This window comes from Rickettsiella endosymbiont of Dermanyssus gallinae, from assembly GCF_019285595.1.
GTDB lineage: Bacteria > Pseudomonadota > Gammaproteobacteria > Diplorickettsiales > Diplorickettsiaceae > Rickettsiella_B.
Genome location: NZ_CP079094.1, coordinates 1,379,978 through 1,402,479, shown reverse-complemented (window position 1 = coordinate 1,402,479; position 22,502 = coordinate 1,379,978). Strand labels below are relative to the sequence as shown.

Below are 22,502 nucleotides of genomic sequence, written 5' to 3'. Positions count from 1 at the left end.
TAATAAATAAACTGTAGCAGTCATTTTTGAGGGCTTCAAGTTTTTAAATTTTTTTGAATAAAAATGATTAATTTTTTTAAAGAAAATTCTACAGCGGCGTAGCGTAGGATTAATCGATCACCATCAAAATGTTGCTCACAAGTTTCACTCATGGCATTTCTATAAGCCCAACCGAAGTATACGGTGCCTACTGGGTTTTTTTGTTCCACCATCAGGACCTGCAATTCCTGTAATGGCTAAGCTGACATCAGCAGGGCTTTTTTTTAAAACACCTTTAGCCATTTCTGCAGCTGTTTCTTGACTGGCAGCGCCGTAATGGTTCAGGGTTTTTTCTGACACGCCGAGTAGCTCTTGCTTTGATAGATTGGAGTAACTAATAAAGCCACGTTCAAACCACGCCGAAGAACCGGGTATCGCGGTAATGGTTTGTGCAAGTTGACCGCCAGTACAGGATTCAGCCGTTGCTAACTTAAGGTGGTGCTGCTTGAGAAGCGTGCCTAGTTGTTCAGACAATGCATGCACTTGGGAAGTAGGGGCCGTGGGGATCTCCTTATAGAGTAGGTAGGTAGGTGGATAATGAAAATGTTATTGTAAATCAGCTTCTTTTACGGCAACATAGCGGCTTGTTTGTCGCTTATAGAATTATCCTAGGTAAATTATGTCGAAAGAAGACCAAATTGTTATGGAAGGTACTGTGATTGAGACCTTGCCCAATACCTTGTTTCGAGTACAGCTGGAAAATGGACATGTTATCAACGCCCATATTTCAGGGCGTATGCGTAAAAGTTATATCCGAGTTTTAACCGGAGATAAGGTCAAGGTAGAGATGACGCCTTATGACCTTAGCAAAGGGCGTATTATATTTCGAGGCAAAGGATCCGATATGGATAAACCTAAGCCTGCCCAATAGGTGCTTGGGATAATTGTTGTGGTGGTAGAGCCACCGCCGTTATACCCTTCTCATGGATAATCAATTGTAAGCTATCGTTTGAACTGGTTAAGGTTAGTTGCCCACCGTGAACTAAGCGGCCAAATAGTAGTTCATCAGCAATCGGTTTTTTAATTTTTTCTTGTATTAAGCGAGCCATGGGGCGTGCACCCATTGCTTTATCATAACCGTGTTTGGCAAGCCAGACTCGCGCGGCTTTGTCTACACACAGGCGTACATGTTTTTTCTCTAACTGTGTTTCTAACTCTAATAAGTATTTATCAACTACCTGGGAGACGATTTCGGGACTTAGGTAATTAAAATAGATCGTTGCATCTAAACGATTACGAAACTCAGGGGAGAATACACGTTTTATTGCCTCTGGATTCTCACCCGCCAGGCTTGATTCGGCAGCAAATCCAATGGCTTGTCGACTCCAGTGTTCAGCACCCGCATTACTTGTCATGACTAATACGACGTGACTGAAATCTGTTTTTCTGCCATTCGTGTCTGTTAAGCTACCATGATCCATGACTTGTAATAATAAGTTAAAAATATCGGGATGCGCTTTTTCAATTTCATCTAATAATAAAACAGCATGCGGATGTTTAGTCACGGCTTCGGTTAATAATCCACCTTGGTCATAACCAACATAACCAGGAGGTGCGCCAATTAAGCGTGAGACACTATGTCGTTCCATATATTCCGACATATCAAAGCGGAGTAATTCTATACCCATCAGCTCGGCTAATTGACGAGTGATCTCTGTTTTTCCAACACCCGTAGGGCCTGCAAATAGAAAGGAAGCGATGGTTTTGTTGGTTTCCCTTAAACCTGAGCGTGTCAGTTTCATTGCGGCACAGAGATTTTCTATCGCAAGTGATTGACCAAAGACACGATGCTTTAATTTTTCCTCTAAGTGGCGTAATCGATTTTTATCCGATGCGGATACATTTCGAGTGGGGATACGAACCATTTTGGCTACAATAGATTCAATTTCATGCGTACCAATAAAGAGTTTCTTTTTATGGGCAGGTTGTAAGGCTTGATAAGCACCAGCTTCGTCTACGATATCAATCGCTTTGTCGGGTAAGAAACGATCGGGTAAGTAACGTGCAGCGAGCTCTACGCTAGCACGTAAGGCATTCATACGGTATTTAACGTGATGGTGCGCTTCTAGTCGTTCACGTAGACCACGTAAAATAGCGAGTGTTTCTTCTACATTAGGTTCTGGCACATCTATTTTCTGGAAGCGTCTTGCTAAGGCGCGATCTTTTTCAAAAATACTACGGTATTCTTGATAAGTGGTTGCACCGATACATTTTAGCTCACCGGTTGTTAGCAAGGGTTTAATTAAATTCGAAGCATCCATGACACCACCGGATGCAGCCCCAGCGCCAATGACAACATGAATTTCATCAATGAATAATACGGATTGAGGTTCTTGTTTCAGTTGTGCAAGCAAGGCTTTAAATCTTTTTTCAAAGTCACCACGATATTTAGTGCCTGCCAATAAACTACCTAAATCGAGAGAGTAAATAGTGCTATGAGCAAGAACAGCGGGGACTTCTTTTTTAACAATGGCTTGAGCAAGCCCTTCAACAATAGCTGTTTTACCTACTCCCGCTTCGCCTACTAATAAAGGGTTATTTTTTCGTCGTCGGCAAAGGATTTGAATAACGCGGGCTAATTCTTCTTTTCGGCCAATAAGTGGATCAATTTTTCCAAGTCGTGCTTTACTGTTGAGATTAATGGCATAGAGCTCTAATAGACTATTTCCGGGTCCTTCAATAGTGACTTCTTCTTCAGTAACAAACTGACTTAATTTAGCATCTGTGTTTTCTTGCAATTTAGGAAGGCCTTGCGAGATATAATTGGATAAATCAGATCGGGTTACGTTTTCACGGCGTAAGAAGTAAATAGCTTGACTATCTTGTTCACCAAAGATAGCAGCAAGTATATTGACGCCGTTCACTTCTGTTTTTCCGCTGGACTGAACTTGAAAAATGGCGCGCTGTAATACACGTTGAAAACCTAGAGTAGGCTGTATATCAAGATTGGCATCAGTCACAGGAAATAAAGGCGTTGTCGCCGCAATAAAATTATTGAGTTCATTTTTAAGCCGATTTAAATTAGCGCCACACGCTTTAAGTGCCGCGGTAGCAGATGGCTCTTCTAATAGTGCGAGTAATAGGTGTTCAACGGTCAAATATTCATAACGCTTTTCGCGTGCTTGCTTAAATATAGAATTTAAGCTCATTTCAAGTTCTTTGCTAAACATGGTGCCCTCCTTATCTCAAACGGGTAAAAAAATCCGTGTTTTCTCGTATAGAAACGATTTCCACTGTTATTTATCAGTTAGGTAGTCCATGTTAGAAAAATAATATCCCTTTATTTTTAGCCTAGCCGAAATTTAGGGATTTGCGAGTTTTACTGTTTTAAAATAGAGCGGCTTTATAAACCTCACCATGGGTTTATAGGGAAGGCACTTTGAAGAGATGGATATACCTCTTCAAAGTGTAATGGGTATGTTAATTTTTATACTTAGCTAAGGCTGGCAAACGAATGTTGGGAAGACATGTGTTTGATCATAGATTGACCAAAAACAGAGCAGCTAACTTCTTGAGCATCTTTCATGAGGCGTGCAAAGTCATAAGTCACTGTTTTCGCTTGAATTGCGCCTTCCATGCCAGTAATAATTAAATCAGCCGCTTCATTCCACCCCATATGTCGCAACATCATTTCAGCAGAAAGGATAAGTGAACCTGGATTGACTTTATCTTGACCAGCATATTTAGGTGCTGTGCCATGGGTTGCTTCAAACATCGCTACTTTATCACTGAGATTGGCACCCGGGGCAATGCCGATGCCACCTACTTGTGCGGCTAATGCATCCGAAATGTAGTCACCATTAAGATTAAGCGTAGCAATGACGCTATACTCATCAGGGCGTAATATGATTTGTTGTAAAAAAGCATCTGCGATGAAGTCTTTGATGATGATATTTTGACCCGTTATTGGATTTTTTAAGTGCATCCAAGGTCCACCATCCAATAATTCGGCAGCAAACTGTTCTTTGGCTACGGCATAACCCCAGTCTTTAAAGGCACCCTCGGTAAATTTCATAATATTACCCTTATGTACCAAGCAGACAGAAGGCAGATTATGCTGAATAGCATATTGAATAGCGCGTTTTACTAAGCGCTGTGTGCCTTCTTTAGAGACAGGTTTAACACCAATACCGCAGTGTTCAGGAAAACGAATTTTTTTAACATGCATTTCATGTTGTAAAAAATGAATGACTTTCTTGGCCTCTGGGCTATCGGCTTCCCATTCTATGCCCGCATAAATATCTTCCGAGTTTTCACGAAAAATAACCATGTTGGTTTTTTCAGGTTCACGCATAGGACTAGGAACACCCTTAAAGTAGCGAACCGGACGTAGACAAACATAGAGGTCGAGTTGTTGACGTAAAGCAACATTGAGAGAGCGAATGCCACCGCCTACAGGGGTGGTTAAGGGGCCTTTAATCGAAACAACATATTCTTGAAGTGCGTTCAATGTTTCTTCGGGTAGCCAAGTATCTTGTCCATAAACGCGTGTGGATTTTTCTCCGGCATAAACTTCCATCCATGCAATGCGACGTTCATCGCCATAGGCTTTTTCTACGGCGGCGTCGACCACCTTTTTCATGACGGGCGTAATATCAATGCCGATCCCATCGCCTTCAATAAAAGGGATAATGGGTTGGTCGGGGACGTTGAGTGAAAAATCGGGATTGACGCTAATTTTTTCTCCCTGACTTGGGATTGTAATGTGTTGGTATGACATGACAGGTTCTCTTTAGTTTTTGCGATGCAAATAAACATTAAATTCTTCGCGGTATTTTACCGTATTTTTAACAGGGAGGCGAGTTTAAGCAGGGCTAAAGGGTAATTAGTTTCTCTGTCTAAACCGCTGAGCGCATCGTTTTATTATTTTTTGAAATAAAAATTAAATAGCGTATTGGATGCTAGTATGAGTTTAAGCATTTATATTTTATTTATTATGTATTAGTATTCAAACGATGAGACAGGAAAGCATTGTGAAAGCAATGCGAAGTCGAAGAGCCCGCGATAGGCGTGCGTTGACGGGCGAAGCAGGAAACGCATCACGCCGTAAAGTCATTTGTGGGAGGCACGGGCATGAACTCCGAAGGAGTGAGTGCGTGCCGGACGCAGGACGTATCGCGGCCTAATTTCAGTCGCGTCATGCGAACGAATTTCGGGGACACGATGGCCGAAATTCTTCGGGAGCATAGCGACTCACTTGTCTTAAATTAAATAATCATACCTATAGCGTGGTAAATATTAATGTTAAATTCTCATTCAGAGCTGCATTTAGCGGCTAAAGAAGGAAACGATGAAAAAGTAAAATTTCTGATAGAAAGAGGCGTTGATGTGAATAAAGCGGGTGATTGTAGAGAAACCGCATTGCATGATGCTGCGGATAATGGGCACACGGCTATCGTTGAATGTCTTTTAAATGCAGGTGCGGAGATTGATAAAGCGGATATTGATGGAGAAACAGCATTGCATGGTGCTGCACGTAATGGACATATTACAACAGTGAGATTACTGCTAGAAAAAGGCGCTAATATAAATAAAATAGATATTGATAGATCAACTGTGCTGCACCATGCCGTGTTTAAGCGGTACACTGAAATTGCAGCGCTTTTTTTAGAAAAAGGGATTGGTGTAGATAAAGTAGATATTTTTGGATTAACCGCACTTCATTTAGCGGCGCTTAATGGCGATACAGCAACGGCTAAATTTCTGATAGAAAAAGGCGCTGATGTTGATAAAGCGGATCGGAGTGGAAAAACAGCACTGCATCGAGCCGTGCTGTATAGACACACGGAAATGGTGAATCTTTTATTAGAGAAAGGAGCAAATATTGATAAAGCGGGCGAGTTGGGACGAACAGCGCTGCATTTGGCGGCATTTAATGAACTGAATGAAATTACCGCACGGCTGATAAAAAAAGGCGCTGATATTAATAAAGTGGATATCAGTGGAAAAACAGCGCAACAGCTGGCGATTTTAAATGGGCATCAAGAAACCGCTAAATTGTTTATAAGAGGAAAAAGGTTGGCAGATTCAGAGGGTACAACGCTGTTCTCAAAAAAATGCAATAAATTTGAAATAGCACCGGGGGTTGTGGAAAATCCACTGACGCCAATCGAAGGGGGTGTATCGGTGGAGGTCGTTTTACGGAGCCATTAGAGGGAGGGATTTTCTACCATTGTTTCATTAAATTCATATATACTTTAAATTTTTCTAGCATAAAATAATGGTTGATTTTTCTTTAGGGCAAAAAATAATTCTTTGGGTGATACCACTTATTTTTGCTATTACAGTCCATGAAACGGCACATGGTTGGGTTGCTTCTAAATGTGGCGATCCTACCGCCAAACTATTAGGCCGTTTAACGTTAAACCCCATCAAACATATTGATCCTATTGGTACCATTGTTGTACCCGCTATTCTTTTCTTTTTAGGCGGCTTTATTTTTGGTTGGGCGAAGCCGGTTCCTATTACCTGGCGAAATTTGAAGAACCCTCGCCGTGACATGGCGCTGGTTGCCGCAGCAGGCCCCCTGGCTAACTTAGGCATGGCTTTCCTTTGGGTCGCTGTGGCTAAACTAGGTATAGGCATGCATAGCGCTCCTTTTGCTTATATGGGGCAGATTGGTATATCGATCAATTTGGTATTGATGCTGTTGAACTTAATCCCTATTCCTCCGCTGGATGGAAGTCGGGTTGTGGCCAGTCTATTGTCTCCGGCTATGGCCTATCGCTTTAACCAGCTTGAAGTGTATGGTTTTTTGATTTTAGTATTGTTATTGGCCAGTGGGTTGCTAGCGCGGCTATTAGGCCCTATTCTTCAAGGGTTATTATCGGTTTTTTTTAGGATTTTTGGTCTTTAAGCATTACACTAGTCCTCATGACAGGAGATACTCCCTCTACGACAGCGGTTTCGGCGCCGGTAGCGACCGTTCGTGGGCAGCCCTTTATTCAGCTTCCAAGCGATCTCTATATTCCTCCACAGGCCTTAGAGATATTGTTAGAGACCTTTAGTGGGCCTTTAGATCTATTACTTTATCTTATCAAGAAACAGAATTTTGATATTTTGGATATTCCTGTCGCCGAAGTGACGCGACAGTATATGCACTATATAGAGCTGATGCAGGTTTTAGAGATTGAATTAGCCACAGAATACTTGGTGATGGCAGCGGTATTAACCGAGATTAAATCCCGCTTGCTATTACCCAAGCCAGCTTTGTCACAATCGGCTGAAGAGGCAGATCCGCGAGCTGAATTGATTCGCCGTTTACAAGAATATGAACAGATAAAACAAGCCGCGTATGAGCTTGATCAGTTACCTAGGCAGGGTCGTGATATTTTTTTAGCGATGGCGCAAGCAGAATTAGGTGCGCTTCCCCTTGTCAATGATGAAACGCGGCCGCCGCTTGATTTAGAGGATTTAGTCGCGGCGTTACAGTCAGTTTTGACACGCGCTGCATTAACGACGCACCATGCGATTGCCCAAGAGCCTTTGTCGATTCGAGAACGGATGTCACAGATTTTACATAGACTTTCTACAGAAAATTGTGTTGAATTTACGGGCTTTTTTACCCTAAGCGAAGGGCGTATGGGCGTTGTTGTCACCTTTATAGCACTTTTAGAATTATGGCGACAAGCCTTGATTGATCTGATACAAGCAAAACCTTATGCGGAGATTGAAGTAAGAACACGATGAGATTTCAAGATAAAACAATAATAATAACAGGTGGATCTTCGGGAATAGGTGCAGCGACAGCGCAGTTATTTAGTCAAGAAGGTGCGACTGTGTATGTGCTGGATAAAAAAAATTTAGATTATCCATACAGTGAAAATATCATGTATTTTCCTTGTGATGTTTCTAATCTTCAGCAGGTTAAAGTTGCGATTGCGACGATCCAGGAAAAATCACCACAGATCGACTTTCTTTTTTGTAACGCCGGTGTTCATTTATTTGCAACGATTGAAGAAAGTAGTGTAGAAGCAATGAATCACGTCATTACAAGCAATTTATTCGGCACAATTTATTGTTTGCAGCAGGTTTTACCTATTATGCGCAAACAAAAATTTGGTTCTATTGTTTTAATGGCTTCTGATCAGGCTTTTATTGCAAAAGAGCAGTGTGCTATTTATGGTGCAAGCAAGGCAGCCATCGCACAATTGGCTAAAAGCACGGCATTGGATTATGCCGCTTACGGTATCCGTGTTAATTGTGTTTGCCCAGGAACGATTGATACGCCAATGTATCAACGCGTGATTCAACAGTTTCAAGAAAAAACCCATTTATCTGAACAGGTTATTAAAGCCGACGTGGCAGAGCGATTACCTTTAAAACGAGTTGGAAAGCCTGAAGAGGTAGCTGATGTCGTGGGTTTTTTATGCGGTGATACGGCTTCGTTTATGACCGGCGCTTTAGTTAATATCGATGGCGGTTATACGATTCAGTAAGCAAGGATTTTACGGTGCGACGCGTTTCTTGTTTTGCGCCCATGCCAATGCACACTAATAGCGCGTAAACGTGCTGTTTTCCCCATACTTTCCTGTTCTGATCAAGCTGCAAGGCCTATTTTTAGGGTAATTTTATCCTTAAGATTAGTTTAAGGTACATAATATAAGCTTGTTTTCAGTATATTAAAAACAAGCTTATATTATGTCGCTTATCTACGTTATTAATCCACAAACTGATCCAAAGGTCAAAGAAGCTGATTTATTGTTAATGGAGCTTCTTAAAAGCATGACGCCCGGAGATGTTTACAAAAAGGACACCAGCGTTCCGATTGTATTCCAAGGGGAAGCTTACCAAATTTTATTGACACATGAGATCCTTTGTCGAAAACGTCAATATAAACAGGGATTGCGCTATGAAGTCATCGATAATAACCCTAAAGGGCAGGGTGCTTTTGGTCAAGTGTCTTCCACGACGACACTGATAGTCCATGATGATCAGATTGAAAGAAAATATAAGCGCATTATTAAGAGAGAAATAAAGCCAGAGAATGGGGTTGATACTTTTAGTCAAGAGGCTGTACTAGGTCAGAGGGTAGCTTACTTGCATATGAAGCCTGTCGTAAGTAATAGTCAAAGAAATAAGGGAGCCGTTTCTGAAAAGTTTCTTATTATGCATCACTTGCCGGGTGAGCCGCTTGATAAGCTTTTAAAGGATGGGAGCATTAGTCGTTTAGATCAATTTGAAAAATTAAAGCTTTCTTTAGCACTTTTACGTACATTAAAAAAAGAAGTATACGATGTGGGGTTGATTCATAGTGATATTAAACCTGACAATATTATGGTGGACTTTAAACCGGGTAATTCAATGCCCGATGTTTATATTATTGATTTTGGTCTTTCTAGAGTAGGGCCTGGTGAGTCTAGAGGGCATAATCTCCTTTATAGTGCGCCTGAATCAGTTGCTGGATATAGTGGGAAAGAGAGCGATACGTTTGCTATGGGGGGGATAATCCAATCAATATGGCAAAACGACTATCCTAAATTTCTTGCTGCTATTGCTAAAGCATTGAAAAATAAAAAGCTATCGCGAGAGAATAAAGCTAGAGCTATACTAGCGATAAAAACACAGGTAGTGATTGACTATGGAGTGATTGATGAGCTCGTAAAAGGAATGCTTATGTTGAGTATTGATCAACGTACTCCTTTACCAACGGCGCTTAGTGAAATGGAAGCTATTTATTGCTCAACTAAAGCGAATGAAAAGCAGACACAACTTCTGTCTATAGTGTATTCCAATAAAATGTTTATGCAGATATTGGGTTCAGCAGCTGAATTCAAACTTACAGATGATACAGTAACTGGCTATTTAGAATCTATTAACACTAAATTAAAGGAGGAAACGCCATGTATGGCGGTATTATTACGTTGTTTGAAGTCGTTAGAGACAGAAGAAGAAAATAAAACAAAAGACACCCATTTAATTAATTTACAGCAATCGGTTAGGGAAGCTATTTGTGTTTATATGCAAAAGACCTATACGCTGAGTAACGTTAAAAATAAAGATAGGATTGCTTCAGAGAGAAGAGTTTCGGATATCAATTGTTTGCTAAATTATTTAGAGAGTTACACTAGCGAAGTAGGTTTAAGCAAGAAAATTCTAGATTGGGAACAATCGCTGGAAAGAGGATTTCTAGGTAGAAGTGCATTAGCTTCGTTGGTGCATCAAGCGATGTTTAAAAATAGATCTAAATCAGATAGGTCTTCGTTTTTTAGACCTTCTAACGTGGTTCGAATGAATAAACCAGTGGGCTATGTGCCCGTTCGTTTTCAGCCTTAGCTCGTTAATTGATCGATGGCGGTTTCTAGCAATCGCCCCAAATCATGACTCGCTTTTTCTGCAAAATGTAATGTTCCTTCGTGCGTGATAGATTCTTCGCTAAGTCCCGAAGCAAGGTTCGTTACCACGGAAATAACAGCAACTCTTAAACCACAGTGTCGAGCAACAATCACTTCGGGGACAGTCGACATACCAATGACATCGGCACCTAAGATACGGAAGGCACGGATTTCGGCCGGTGTTTCAAAACTAGGTCCTAAAACGCTGAAGTAAACACCTTCGGGTAAGGAAATATTTAATCTCTTTGCAGTTTGCTGCAAGCTATGACGAAGTTTTTTATCGTAGGCATCATCCATGGGAAAGAAACGTGGACCAAACGCATCATCATTAATGCCAACGAGGGGATTCATGGGATGAAAATTGATATGATCCGCGATTAATACCAATTGGCCGGGTTGAAAATCCTTGCGTAATGATCCGGTTGCATTAGTCATTAATACACTTTCACAACCTAAGCATTTTAAAATTCTAATGAAAAGCTGAAAATCTTTTTCCCGCATCCCTTCATAGGCATGGACGCGACCTTGGCAACAGATGACAGGTACTTTATTCAAATAACCTAATAGAAGCTGTCCCGGATGGCCTTCAACGCGGCTGACGGGGAAATTAGGTAGTGAATGATAAGGAATACGAATAACATCTTCTAGTCTGTCAGCAAGATTAGCAGAACCAGAGCCTAAAATAATAGCTATTTTAGGCTTGAAATCAGGACGTTTGGCTAATATAAGTTGGATGAGTTCGTGGGGATGGTTCTTCATCACATTTTACTGGGTTATAGGGGGAGTAAAACCCGCGGGTGTCTCAATTTCGCCTTCAGCAAATAAAAATTTCCCCATCTCTTTTTTTAAGAATTCTCTTGCTTGGGGTTCTAGGGTACTGAGGCGATACTCATTAATTAGCATGGTTTGGTGATTAGTCCATTGTTGCCAAGCGGGTTTGCTAATCGATTGATAGATACGTTGACCTAATTCACCTGGAAAAGGCGGCTGGTCAAGACCTTCGGCTTGTGTTTGTAGTTTAATACAATAAATGCTTCTGCTCATAAGAGGATAGTGTTATTTAATTGTTGGATATACTCTTCGCACTTGAATTTTCGGCTGTGTTGCCGAAAATTCAAGTGCGAAGAGTATAAGTTTTTTTACAGGGGTAGCTAAGCCCTTTTTCTGTAATTGTTGAACGTTATACCAGACTATGCGATCAGATTCCATCAATGGGGGACGCCATTCTTTTACCAGCATTACCACCGCGTGTATATCAAGATGGAAATGGCTAAAGGTATGTCTCATTTGCGTGAGTTGGCTCGCTTTTTCCGTTGCACAATAGTAGTGTTTTTTTGAGAAGTTTTTCGAATCTTCATCGGAAGGGCACTCAGGTAGGCTCCATAATCCTCCCCAAATCCCAGCGGCCGGACGTTTTTCTAACAAAATTTCCTGTTGTTGATTCACTAAAATCAACATTTGTATAGAACGAATGGGTAGTTTTTTACTCGGTTTGGGTGATGGGAAATTCACCGGATTTCCTGTGTTATAAGCTAAACAATGTGTTTGCAAGGGGCATTGATCACATTTGGGTTGAGTTCGTGTACAGATTAATCCGCCCAGATCCATCATCGCTTGTGTATAGGCGGCTGTTTGTCGTGTAGGTGTATAGCGCTCGGCTAATTCCCATAAGGTTTTATTAACAGCGCTTAAACCAGGCCAACCCGTTAGCGCATGAAAGCGTGTTAATACACGTTTTACATTGCCATCTAAAATGGCAGCGGCGTGATCAAATCCTAGTGAAAGAATGGCCCCTGCGGTTGAGCGTCCAATACCCGGTAAACTTTGTAGTTGTATTAAGTTCTGAGGAAATTTGCCGGCATATTCTTGTTCAATCATTTGTGCGCAGCGATGCAGGTTGCGCCCACGTGCGTAATAACCGAGCCCAGCCCATAGACTTAATACGTCATCAAGATTAGCGGCTGCAAGTGAGGATAGATTAGGAAATTGCTTAATAAAACGCTTAAAATAGGGGATAACGGTGGCAACCTGCGTTTGTTGTAACATTATCTCCGATAACCAGACATGATACGGTAATTTTTTTTGTTGCCATGGTAAATTTTTTCGTCCGTGCGCATTGAACCAGTTAAGGACACGTTGTTGAAAATATCTAGGTAGAAGAATAGGTATCACGTTGAAATTGTCGTCCCGCAATTAGATTGCAGGACGATTGGTTAATCGCATTAGTGAAATATTTTACTCAAATCAAGTTTATTCAGCTGTTCTTGTAGCTTACCTTTGAATTTTTCTTTAAATATATTAATGCTTAATTTATCGAGAATAGGGGTAATATGCAGCTGATTAAATGCGCCGCTAATTCTAATTGGAATAGCAATACCTTCGGGACTACCATCGCTGAGAACAGGCTGCGCGTTTAATTCATAGTTCATCTGTTGTTGCGGTAGGTTAAGGGATCCTTGTCCACTAATGCGTAGCCGCCCGCTATTAATATTGAGATCATTATTCGTTATGATGCCCTTATCAATAACAAAAGTACCCGTAAATTTGTCGAACGGTGTATCTGTGCCGTCTGCAGTTGGGCTGGGTTGATGTTTGAGTAATGCTCTACCTAAAGCAACCCAATAAGAAACATTGACGCCTTTGATGGATCCATTATCTACACTAAATTGACCTTGTCCGTGCAGGTTTTTTGTCAGGCTATCTGCGTCACTGCCATGTGTAAGAAATTTACCAGAAAGATTAGCTAAACCCACTAATTGTATTTGACTTTTGTTCGCAAACTCCTGAAATAGGGACTGAATGTTGATTTGGTTTAACTGACTTTGTATGACAAGTTGAGGCGTTGCTGTGCGTAGATCAAGTGTCAGATTACCTTGATAATTACCATGGTAAAGATCGCCTGTTATGGGGGTAAGTGACAGGATGTTATTTTTAAATTGAAATGGAGACTGGAGTCGCTGGATAGTGAATTGACCCGCTTTGAGTTGGTAGCTTGCGAGTACTCCCGATAGCAATGGATTCTTAAATAAGTTTTGCCCTTGGATATGACCTGAAAATTTATTCTGATCAACCGTAAGGGTAAATTTATCCGAAGCAAAGGTTTGGTTATTTAAATTAATGCTTGCATCCGCTTGAAGTGAAATCGGTAATACACCGTTAGGGTAAGCAGGATTTTTTAATAATGTATTAAGATTTAATTTATTTAAGCTGACTTCTTTTCCATCCGCATTTAAGGTGATATCGGTATTGAGTTTTACATGGGCCTTCAATACCGGTGCATTTGTATTTACATTAAATTGTAATGCGAAAGGAGAGCTTTTATTCAGTGTTAAATTGGCGCTTTTCAATTGTAATTGCGATATCTCATAGCGTTTATTTTTTTGTTTATCATCAAAAAAGACATGGCCATTTTGAATGTCTAAGCCGGCTACGACAACGCCTAACGGTTTTAAATTATCAGGTAGTGTTTCAGTGGATGCGGGTGATGGAGCGGCTGTATGAGCTCCTTGCCAGTTCGTTTGACCGTTTGCATTTTTCACCAGATAAAGCGTAAGGCCATTAACCTGTAGTCTACCGACTTCTAATTGTTTATGGAGTAAAGGCATTAAACGGACTTGTAGATCTAATTTTTGGATGATGGCAAAAGGTTTATCGCCAAAACCAGGGGTGTTACTGAGCGTGGCATTATTTAACTGTAATCCAAGCCAGGGGAAAAGTGACCACTCAATATTGCCACCTAATTGGAGTTGGCGCCCTGTGTATTTGCTAACAGCCTGCCTGATTTGTGGTTTTAAATCATTTGGATTAACAAAAACAACTAAACCAATGATAGCCACAAGGGCTAATAAAACACAGGTACCAATCAGCGTTAGTAAAACACGAAGTACTTTAGACATGGGGGTAATTTCCTCGTAAAACTAGAGACTAATCTATGTTATTATTTTCTAAATGAATGATTGTGTAAGCCGGCTCCTCGTAAGGATGCGTTTCCTTTAAAGCGCTAATCACTGATGTGATAACGGCATTATCACAGATCATTTCTACCAAATATTCCTCAACCATTTCAAGCTTTCCTTTTTGGCCTAGGGTAGGATTGCTCTGTGCCAGTGGACGGAATTGGCCCTGTCCTAATACTTGCCAAGCACAATGATCATAATTTCCAAATCGACCAGCACCCTGATCAAACATCGCCTGTTTGACTTTCTCGAGCGAATCACTTGGAATATAAACTGTTATTTTATACATAAGCAATAGTACGACAATATTGTTTGCACAAGTAATGATATGTTAAATCAAGCGAAAAAACTAATTATACAGCAGTTATGGCGCAATTATGCAGTTGATTTATTAGCTGTCTCACGCATTCAAACGGCATTACAAGCGCAATATAATGAAGTGATGCGATGGGATCATTTTGCACTGATTGATCTACCTGGGCCTTACACAGGTATAGGGCCACTTTCGCATTTATTTACGCAGTTAGACTATGAAGTTTGTGGCCGTGATTATTTAGCGGAAAAACAAAATGACTTTGTGTGGTTGGCTGAACGATGCGTTGAAACACAGCCAGCAGAAAATGCGTTACCTCAAGTGGTAGTTGCTGATTTTCGCCGCGAGGCCTTAGTGCCAGAAGTACGAAAAATTATAGACATCTATGCCTGCCAGTCTAAACCATTGGATATGGAACACTTAAGCCATTTAAAAAAACGCTTACTCTCTCAGGATGAAACAGCAATCCATGAATTGCTTAAGGTTGTTACGCACTATTTGCAGGGGCGTGATTGGCCATTACCCACAGTAAAGGAGTTTTTAACGGTAAAAAATAGTAATGAATTATTGGCTTGGGTATTGGTGATGGGACGTCAGGTTAATCATTTTGGTTTGGCGATCCATTTATCTCAAAAATTTAAAGATTTGAAGACATTTAATCAGTTTATTAGCCAAACGCTAGACATTCCTTTAAATAAAAAAGGAGGGGCTATTAAGGGCCAGTTTGAAAAAGGGATTGAGCAGAGCTCTACTGCAGCGACTACAAAATCAATTTTGTTAGCGGATGGCGCCGTTGATTTATCGGATCGATTTATTGAATTTGTTTGGCGTCATCCTATAGTGCCAGTGAATGAAAAACCACGCTTATGGAAGGATTATTTTACAGGATTTGTTGCTAATAATGCAGATAATGTGGTTGAATCTCTTTATACTCTTAGCACTTGAATTTTCGGCTGTGTTGCCGCTCAGTTCGCAATCCTCATGTATATTGTATACACTCCGGTTGCTCACTTTCGCGGCGCCTTGCCGAAAAGCCCATTGCTGTGAGTATACTTAAATTGTTAAGCAGTTTTTTATGAAAAACGAAATTTATTATGTAACGGGTAATGCCGGAAAATTTGAAGAAGTATCTGAATTTTTTCAAAAAAAATATCCTGAATTAAATATTAAACAGTATTCACTCGATATTGACGAAATACAAAGCTTGGATCAACAAGTTGTGGTTCGCGATAAAGTTAAGAAAGCCTTTGCCGTTTTGAATAAACCCTTATTATTGGATGATGGCGGTATTTTTTTTGAAGCGTACCATCAGTTTCCAGGCACCTTGTCAAAATTTGTTTTTCAAGGATTGGGTTTTAAAGGCTTATTTAAATTGGTCGAAGAAGATAATCGAGCGGCTTTTATTTTGCAGTTAGCTTATACCGATGGAAAGCAAATACAGGTGTTTGAAGGTATTTGTAGAGGTACTGTTGTGATACCTAGCGATTTATCCAGTCATCCGCAGCTACCCTTTACCGCTATTTTCAAGCCGAATGGATCGGATAAAACCTTAGCTGAATTGCGTTATACACCGGATTTTTTTCATTATTCCTTTCGTCAACAAGCGTTAAAGGAGTTTGTTGAATGGTATACCGTGAAAGATACTGTTTAGTTGATGAAAATCAGTATGAGCAATCAAAAAAATTATACGAATTTACAGAAACGAGTCATTTTATCGGCGTCTATAGGCACTGTTTTAGAATGGTATGATTTTGCTATCTATGCCTTTTTAGCGGCTGTTTTTGCAAAACTTTTTTTCCAAAATTTAGCACCGCCGGTTGCGTTGATGTTTAGTTATGGTGTTTTTGCTATCGGTTATATTGCACGTCCAATAGGCGCTATGCTATTTGGCCATTTAGGCGATACACAAGGAAGGCAAAAGAGTTTGAGTATCACTCTGTTATTAATGGCAGCCGCGACCTTTGGCATAGGATTACTGCCTAGCTATGAAACGGCCGGAATAGCAGCGCCTATTTTGTTGGTTATATTACGTTTGTTACAAGGAATTGCTATTGGGGGGGAAGCTTTTGGTTCAGTTTGTTTTACCATTGAATCCATTCCACCCAAAAGGACCGGTTTTTATTCGGCTTTAGTTTGGTCTAGTTCTTCCACCGGCATGTTATTGGCATCCGTTGTTGTGTTTATTACTTTCATATTATTTAAAGGAAATTCGCTTTATACCATCGGTTGGCGACTGCCATTTTTATTAGCCGCATTAGGTGGTGTCATCGGCAGTTATATTCGTTATAAAACCAGTGAAACGCCTATTTTCCAATGTTTAGTACGTGATAGCTTAATTGCTAAGTTTCCACTGAAGACTATTGTTCTCTCGCATAAGTCTTTAATGGTGAAATTATTTGGATTATATCTACTATCGGCATTAATTACTTATATCGCTTTTATTTTTATGCCGGTGTATTTTTCAGATGTGTTAGGCCACTCCAGAGTGGATGCTAATGCGGTGAATACTGTCATGTTAGTCGGTGTAGTAGGCTTATTTATTTTCTTTGGTTTTTTATCTGACAAAATAGGACGAAAACCTATTATGTTAACAGCGGCTTGTGGTTTTGCGATCCTATCGTATCCACTTTATTTCTTTATTTCCCACGGAAACATTGTAACGTTAATTCTGGCACAAACCGTATTTATGTTGTTGTCCGCTGGGTTTCAAGGTCCGCTTATGGCGCTGACGATTGATTTGATACCGGTTAATATTCGTTATACCTTAGGTTCATTGAGTTATAACTTAGCCTATTCTATCTTTGGCGGAACCGTGCCTCTGGTTGCTATGTTTTTAATAACCAAGACCCAGAACTTAGCAATTCCAGGTCTTTATTTGGCGCTGGGCGCTCTACCAGCGGTTTTAAGTTTACTGCGGATTAAAACTCATCGCCGGGCATAGCGCGAGCTCCGTTCAGCGAACGGAGCTTTTGTCAGATCCTCACACGCTGCTCTAACTTGTCCACGTATTCTGCCTGTGTGGGTTCCAATCTCCATTGTCTGTATGCGCTTCTGGGTCATCTTGAAACTGTGTGTCTTTACATACTTTCAGACATGCCTTTTTTTGATCTTTGCTACGCCATGGTCCGTAGTCATTAGTACAGTTGTAGTTACAGGTTACAAACTTCTGATAAGCGTTGAGTGGCCGGTACTGTTCAGAGCCTTGAGTGCTATCATCAGCAGCCGCTAGTCCAGTGAAAGCTAAAGTTGATGCCGCTAGAATTAGCGATGCAATTGTTCTCCTTTTCATAATAATTTACTCCATCGATGAGACAGGAAAGCATTGTGAAAGCAATGCGAAGTCGAAGAGCCCGCGATAGGCGTGCGTTGACGGGCGAAGCAGGAAACGCATCACGCCGTAAAGTCATTTGTGGGAGGCACGGGCATGAACTCCGAAGGAGTGAGTGCGTGCCGGACGCAGGACGTATCGCGGCCTAATTTCAGTCGCGTCATGCGAACGAATTTCGGGGACACGATGGCCGAAATTCTTCGGGAGCATAGCGACTCACTTGTAAAATTTAAATTATTTTGGAGGTTTTATTTTAATATAAGTAAATTTATAAAAAATGGTTTTTTGCTGCTAAATGTAGCAAACACAAGAGAATGTAAAAAACACAAGAATATAGCGATCGAACGATTATTTAACCTTTCCTGCATTTGGTAAATTAAATGTCGGTACGCCCTAGGTAAGTCTTAATTACGGGCTAGTAAATGTAGTTATTTATTATAATTTAATTAATTTTATTAGTTCATAGATACTAGCTTTATTGCTGCTTTCAATAAAATGAAGGTTTTTCCAGGAACGCAACCAGGTCATTTGTCGTTTAGCGAGTTGTCGTGTCGCAATAATAGCGCGTTCTTGCATTGCTTCATAAGAAAGTTTTCCTTCTAAATAATGCCATATTTGCCTATAACCCACCGTGCGAATAGAGGGTAAATCGTCATTTAAATCACCGCGCTTAAATAATTTTTCTACTTCTTCTACAAAACCTTGTTGTAACATGTCCTGAAATCTTTCAGCTATCAGACGATGATGATGGCTTCTATCATGGGGGACGAGCGCGATATTAAGAAATTGATAGGGAAGCGGTGCGAATGATCGTGTTGATTGTATTTCAGTCAATGTTTTACCGGTGATTGCGGCTACTTCTAAGGCACGTAATAGTCGCTGCGGATCATTAGGATGGATACGTTGTGCCGCGATGGGATCAATGCGCTGTAATTCAGCATGTAGTTTTTGTGAGCCTTGTTTTTGTAATGCTTGCTGCAATTGTTGGCGTATTTCTGGGTTGGCTTTTGGTAAAGACGCAATACCATGTTGTAATATATGAAAATACAACATCGTTCCGCCCACTAAGAGCGGGATACGTTTTTTTTCTAAAATATCTTCGATGGCATCTAAAGCATCTTCGCGAAACTCGCCAGCTGAATAGCTTTGACTTGGATCACGTATATCAATGAGACGATGCGGCGCTTTTTTAAGTATTTCTGGTGTTGGTTTTGCTGTACCAATATCCATCCTCCGATAGATCATCGCTGAATCGACGCTAATAATTTCAGCAGGAAATTGCTGTACGAATTCTATAGCAAGATTCGTTTTGCCCGAGGCCGTAGGCCCCATCAAGCAAATAACAAGTTTAGCGTCCACGTAAAAATAACCGATCGATTTCAGAAAGAGATAATTGCTTCCATGTTGGTCTTCCATGATTGCATTGATTGCTACGTGCCGTTTTTTCCATATCACGTAATAGTTGATTCATTTCAGATAAGTTCATACTGCGATTAGCGCGTACCGCACTATGGCAGGCGATACTGGATAAAAGCTCGTTAATTTTTTCTGAAAACCGTTGACTGTTTTCATTCTCATGCAAATCACTTAAGACATCGTGTATGAATTGTTGGCTATCGATATGCGATAACAAAGAAGGAATTTTACGAATAATGATAGTTTCTGGCGCTAAATTTTCTATTTCAAAACCAAATTGTGCAAATAAAGCGAGATATTCTTGCAAGATTTCAGCTTCTTTTCGGGAAAGATGGAGACTAATAGGTAGCAAAAGTGCTTGTGAATTGACCGCTGTGTTTTCTATAGCCTGTTTAAGTCGTTCATAGAGAATGCGTTCATGTGCGGCATGGATATCAACGACAATTAAGCCCTCTGTATTCTGCGCTAGAATATAAATGCCGTGTAATTGCGCGAGGGCAAAGCCCAACGGCGGCGCTTTTTCAAACTGTTCTATCTGTTCAGTGGCTTGAATGGGCGTATTATTGAGGGCTTGTGTTGTAAGGTAATGATTAGGATAGTTGTTTTCTGCGATGGAGGCAGTGTTTGTCGCATCGGGTACATAAGGATTAGATATTATTAACGCCGTATCTAATGGAAAGCTGGTCTGTTGATTGAAATGATGATGCAAATCCCTATTTTCAAACGATGTTTCGTTGACTATTTCAGTCTTGGTTTGTGCTACGTTATAAGCGCTTAATTCAGCAGAAACAGGGCTTGTGTTAGCTAGGCTTTTTTGCAAGCAATGTTTCACAAAATCGTAGACAGCGCGGCTTTCACGGAAACGTACTTCATATTTCGCAGGATGCGCATTGACGTCGACGGATTGCGGTTCAATCTCAAGAAATAAAACAAACGCGGCGTGTCGACCCTGATATAAAACATCCTGATAGGCTTGTTTGATGGCATGATTGATTAATCTATCTTTGACAATGCGATTATTGACATAAAAATATTGCAGGTCAGTTTGACTACGCGAAAAGGTAGGTAGAGAAATCCATCCCCATAAACGCAATGTGGTGCTTTCCATATCAATATAAATTGCATTTTCAATAAACGTGCGACTGCACAGGGCGGCGATACGCGCTTCTTGCATGTTTTGATCAGTGGCAGGGCGTAGTTGGTGTATAAGCCGTTTATTATGCTGCAGTGTAAATCCAATTGAAAAATGGCTCAATGACAGCCGTTTAACCAACTCCTCAATATGTGAAAACTCAGTTTGTTCTTTGCGTAAAAATTTTCTTCTAGCGGGTGTATTAAAAAAAAGGTCGTGGACGTCTACCGTCGTTCCTTGCGGATGAGAAACCGGTGCTAGTTCAGGCTTGTTTTGATAATCCGCTGTAACCTGCCAGCCTTGCTGGCTGGTGTTGGTAGAAGAGCTCAAATAAAGCCTAGAGACTGAACTTATGCTGGCTAAGGCTTCACCGCGAAAGCCTAAGGTTCTTATCTGTATTAAGTCGTTTAAATCACGTATTTTACTTGTTGCATGGCGGTCTAAGGCTAAAATAAGGTCATCTTTATGGATGCCAGACCCATCATCACGAATACGGATTCGCTGAATGCCGCCTTTCTCAATATCAATATCAATTTGTTTAGCGCTTGCATCCAGACTGTTTTCAACTAATTCTTTAATGATAGATGCAGGGCGTTCGATGACTTCACCCGCGGCAATCTGATTGGCGAGTTGGGGCGAAAGACGTGCAATGCGAGTTGACATAGTGTTTATGAATGAATCAAAAAACAGAATTTTAGCAGATCTTACTCACTATATACCTATGACACCCAAAAATACGAATACATAGGCGTGTTAGGAACCATAAGAAGAGGAGGGGTCTGGTAATATGTCTTTTAACAGGGGTTGCGTTAATAAGGCAGAAACGAATTCTTTGTAGCTAGCCTCTGAACAATGAGGTGGTATAAGCCCGCGCACAGTATTTAACAGCTGAGCAGCGCTGGGTCGTTCATTAATAGGTAACAACATCACTAGGGATACATCATGCAAAGTTTTTAATGTAAATGCTGGTTTGGAATTGTTAAAGAAAAGATTAGTCGAGTTTAATCGTGTGTTTGCCTCTTGTGCTTGTTTCGCTAGTGGAGAAGCAGAATAATCGCTGCACCAATCTGCAGGAAAGGAGGCAGGGCCTCTTAAATATTTTTGAGTGAAAGAAGGATATTCATCATTAAGCAAAAGGTATAGAACGATGCCTAACGACCAGATGTCTGATTTTTCAATGTTTTTAATGGGTTTTTTTCTGAAATTTTCATTGCCCGAAATTTCAGGTGCTGTATAGCTAAGATTGCCAGATTCTTTTGGGGCAGGTTCAGCTAAAGGATAGGCACTACCCAGATCAGCAAGTATTACATCGCCTTTGTCATTTATTAAGAGATTCGCGAGTTTTATATCGCCATGAACAATACCTTTATATTCATGACATATATCAATAAAATTTTGAGTGTGTAAATGGTTTAATGCTTCTAGTAGCGCAACAATTTGTTTATGGAACCACACGAGCGTAACATCATTATCAGGATCTTTTAGCTTATTATAAATATATGTTTTTTGTTCTTTTAAATTTTCGCCTGGCATGGGAGGCAAGTAAATCAGGTTTACACGACCTTCTTCATGACAACGGGGTTGTATGATGGCTTTTTTTGGGGATTCTTTATTGGAAGCAATCAGTTCAAAGATTTTAATTTCCTGAGATACATGTTCTCCCCCTTCCTTTATTACAATTTGTAGAGATGATTTGCCGCCAGGTGAAACTAGGTTATGGTAATTAACATTGGCATAAGCGCCAGGCGCGAAGGTTTTTGTAAACGAAGTGGTATAACTTTTGATACGTTGAGCATCAATTTCGTTTTGCTTGCAAGGAGTTGCGTTTGCAAGGTTTTCTTTGAGGGGCTTCAAGTTTTTAGTCGGGGGTTTTTTAAAAAAATCCTCGTTTTCTAGGTCAAATTTCAATTTTAATTTACATCTTTTTTTATTAGCGTACATCAGTTTTTCTCCGTTGCACTTTTTATTCTACATTTTTTTATTG

At 40.5% G+C, this 22,502-nt stretch carries 21 protein-coding genes and 1 pseudogene; 11 read left to right on the top strand and 11 right to left on the bottom strand.

All coding sequences use genetic code 11. The features are described from left to right. Window positions 1–35: 35 nt before the first annotated feature. Window positions 36–522: pseudogene (locus KX723_RS07110) on the bottom strand (CinA family protein). A gap of 136 nt (window positions 523–658) precedes the next feature. Between KX723_RS07110 and infA the strand changes: the two are divergent. Further along, window positions 659–910 (top strand): translation initiation factor IF-1, encoded by a 252-nt coding sequence (infA, locus tag KX723_RS07105; protein ID WP_218813686.1) that lies wholly within the window; start codon window positions 659–661, stop codon window positions 908–910. On the opposite strand, the gene clpA is transcribed toward infA, so the two are convergent. Further along, window positions 894–3,209, bottom strand: coding sequence for an ATP-dependent Clp protease ATP-binding subunit ClpA (gene clpA / locus KX723_RS07100; protein WP_218813685.1), 2,316 nt, complete (start codon window positions 3,207–3,209; stop codon window positions 894–896). The genes infA and clpA overlap by 17 nt on opposite strands. 263 nt (window positions 3,210–3,472) lie before the next feature. Continuing rightward, window positions 3,473–4,759 carry an NADP-dependent isocitrate dehydrogenase gene (gene icd, locus KX723_RS07095; RefSeq protein ID WP_218813684.1) on the bottom strand — a complete coding sequence of 429 codons (1,287 nt, stop codon included), beginning with the start codon at window positions 4,757–4,759 and terminating at the stop codon, window positions 3,473–3,475. Window positions 4,760–4,994: 235 nt separating this feature from the next. Here icd and KX723_RS07090 point away from each other — a divergent pair, with 235 nt between their 5' ends. From KX723_RS07090 to KX723_RS07065, 6 genes are all read left to right on the top strand, one after another. Further along, entirely contained in the window at window positions 4,995–5,165 is a 171-nt protein-coding gene (locus KX723_RS07090) for a hypothetical protein (protein WP_218813323.1), read from the top strand. Between the two features lie 115 nt (window positions 5,166–5,280). Next, on the top strand, window positions 5,281–6,192 hold the full coding sequence (locus KX723_RS07085; protein ID WP_218813683.1) for an ankyrin repeat domain-containing protein: 912 nt from the start codon (window positions 5,281–5,283) through the stop codon (window positions 6,190–6,192). A gap of 67 nt (window positions 6,193–6,259) precedes the next feature. Further along, window positions 6,260–6,895 carry a site-2 protease family protein gene (locus KX723_RS07080; protein ID WP_218813682.1) on the top strand — a complete coding sequence of 212 codons (636 nt, stop codon included), beginning with the start codon at window positions 6,260–6,262 and terminating at the stop codon, window positions 6,893–6,895. A gap of 17 nt (window positions 6,896–6,912) precedes the next feature. Then, the gene (locus KX723_RS07075) at window positions 6,913–7,728 is read left to right on the top strand and encodes a segregation and condensation protein A (RefSeq protein WP_218813681.1); all 816 of its coding nucleotides are present in this window, start codon (window positions 6,913–6,915) and stop codon (window positions 7,726–7,728) included. Continuing rightward, the gene (locus KX723_RS07070; RefSeq protein WP_218813680.1) at window positions 7,725–8,477 is read left to right on the top strand and encodes an SDR family NAD(P)-dependent oxidoreductase; all 753 of its coding nucleotides are present in this window, start codon (window positions 7,725–7,727) and stop codon (window positions 8,475–8,477) included. Before KX723_RS07075 ends, KX723_RS07070 begins: the two co-directional genes overlap by 4 nt. A gap of 202 nt (window positions 8,478–8,679) precedes the next feature. Further along, window positions 8,680–10,314, top strand: a complete 1,635-nt coding sequence (locus KX723_RS07065) for a protein kinase domain-containing protein (RefSeq protein WP_218813679.1) — start codon at window positions 8,680–8,682, stop codon at window positions 10,312–10,314. On the opposite strand, the gene KX723_RS07060 is transcribed toward KX723_RS07065, so the two are convergent. The 5 genes from KX723_RS07060 to KX723_RS07040 are packed head-to-tail and all read right to left on the bottom strand — an operon-like array spanning window position 10,311 to window position 14,618. After that, window positions 10,311–11,132: a purine-nucleoside phosphorylase gene (locus KX723_RS07060; protein ID WP_218813678.1), complete on the bottom strand. Its 822-nt coding sequence runs from the start codon at window positions 11,130–11,132 to the stop codon at window positions 10,311–10,313. The genes KX723_RS07065 and KX723_RS07060 overlap by 4 nt on opposite strands. Window positions 11,133–11,138: 6 nt before the next feature. After that, on the bottom strand, window positions 11,139–11,417 hold the full coding sequence (locus tag KX723_RS07055) for an oxidative damage protection protein (RefSeq protein ID WP_218813677.1): 279 nt from the start codon (window positions 11,415–11,417) through the stop codon (window positions 11,139–11,141). A 12-nt stretch (window positions 11,418–11,429) separates the two neighbouring features. Continuing rightward, window positions 11,430–12,545, bottom strand: coding sequence for an A/G-specific adenine glycosylase (mutY, locus tag KX723_RS07050; RefSeq protein ID WP_246562436.1), 1,116 nt, complete (start codon window positions 12,543–12,545; stop codon window positions 11,430–11,432). Between the two features lie 50 nt (window positions 12,546–12,595). After that, the gene (locus KX723_RS07045; RefSeq protein ID WP_218813676.1) at window positions 12,596–14,269 is read right to left on the bottom strand and encodes an AsmA family protein; all 1,674 of its coding nucleotides are present in this window, start codon (window positions 14,267–14,269) and stop codon (window positions 12,596–12,598) included. A 28-nt stretch (window positions 14,270–14,297) separates the two neighbouring features. Continuing rightward, on the bottom strand, window positions 14,298–14,618 hold the full coding sequence (locus KX723_RS07040; RefSeq protein WP_218813675.1) for a YqfO family protein: 321 nt from the start codon (window positions 14,616–14,618) through the stop codon (window positions 14,298–14,300). Between the two features lie 39 nt (window positions 14,619–14,657). Between KX723_RS07040 and KX723_RS07035 the strand changes: the two genes are divergently transcribed. The 4 genes from KX723_RS07035 to KX723_RS07020 all read left to right on the top strand — a co-directional run bounded on the left by KX723_RS07035 (window position 14,658) and on the right by KX723_RS07020 (window position 18,119). Continuing rightward, a complete protein-coding gene (locus KX723_RS07035) occupies window positions 14,658–15,587 on the top strand; it encodes a 2-oxoadipate dioxygenase/decarboxylase family protein (protein WP_218813674.1) in 930 nt (309 codons plus the stop codon). 130 nt (window positions 15,588–15,717) lie between these two features. Continuing rightward, window positions 15,718–16,293, top strand: a complete 576-nt coding sequence (locus KX723_RS07030; RefSeq protein ID WP_218813673.1) for a non-canonical purine NTP pyrophosphatase — start codon at window positions 15,718–15,720, stop codon at window positions 16,291–16,293. A gap of 15 nt (window positions 16,294–16,308) precedes the next feature. Beyond that, complete coding sequence (locus tag KX723_RS07025; RefSeq protein WP_218813672.1) at window positions 16,309–17,583, top strand: MFS transporter; 1,275 nt, start codon at window positions 16,309–16,311, stop codon at window positions 17,581–17,583. 365 nt (window positions 17,584–17,948) lie between these two features. After that, a complete protein-coding gene (locus KX723_RS07020; protein WP_218813323.1) occupies window positions 17,949–18,119 on the top strand; it encodes a hypothetical protein in 171 nt (56 codons plus the stop codon). Between the two features lie 286 nt (window positions 18,120–18,405). Here the strand turns inward: KX723_RS07020 and miaA are convergent, their stop codons facing one another. The 3 genes from miaA to KX723_RS07005 all read right to left on the bottom strand — a co-directional run bounded on the left by miaA (window position 18,406) and on the right by KX723_RS07005 (window position 22,459). Beyond that, a complete protein-coding gene (gene miaA / locus KX723_RS07015) occupies window positions 18,406–19,302 on the bottom strand; it encodes a tRNA (adenosine(37)-N6)-dimethylallyltransferase MiaA (protein ID WP_218814980.1) in 897 nt (298 codons plus the stop codon). Between the two features lie 16 nt (window positions 19,303–19,318). After that, window positions 19,319–21,181: a DNA mismatch repair endonuclease MutL gene (gene mutL, locus KX723_RS07010; protein ID WP_218813671.1), complete on the bottom strand. Its 1,863-nt coding sequence runs from the start codon at window positions 21,179–21,181 to the stop codon at window positions 19,319–19,321. Window positions 21,182–21,271: 90 nt separating this feature from the next. Beyond that, window positions 21,272–22,459: a protein kinase domain-containing protein gene (locus tag KX723_RS07005; RefSeq protein WP_218813670.1), complete on the bottom strand. Its 1,188-nt coding sequence runs from the start codon at window positions 22,457–22,459 to the stop codon at window positions 21,272–21,274. Window positions 22,460–22,502 lie beyond the last annotated feature (43 nt).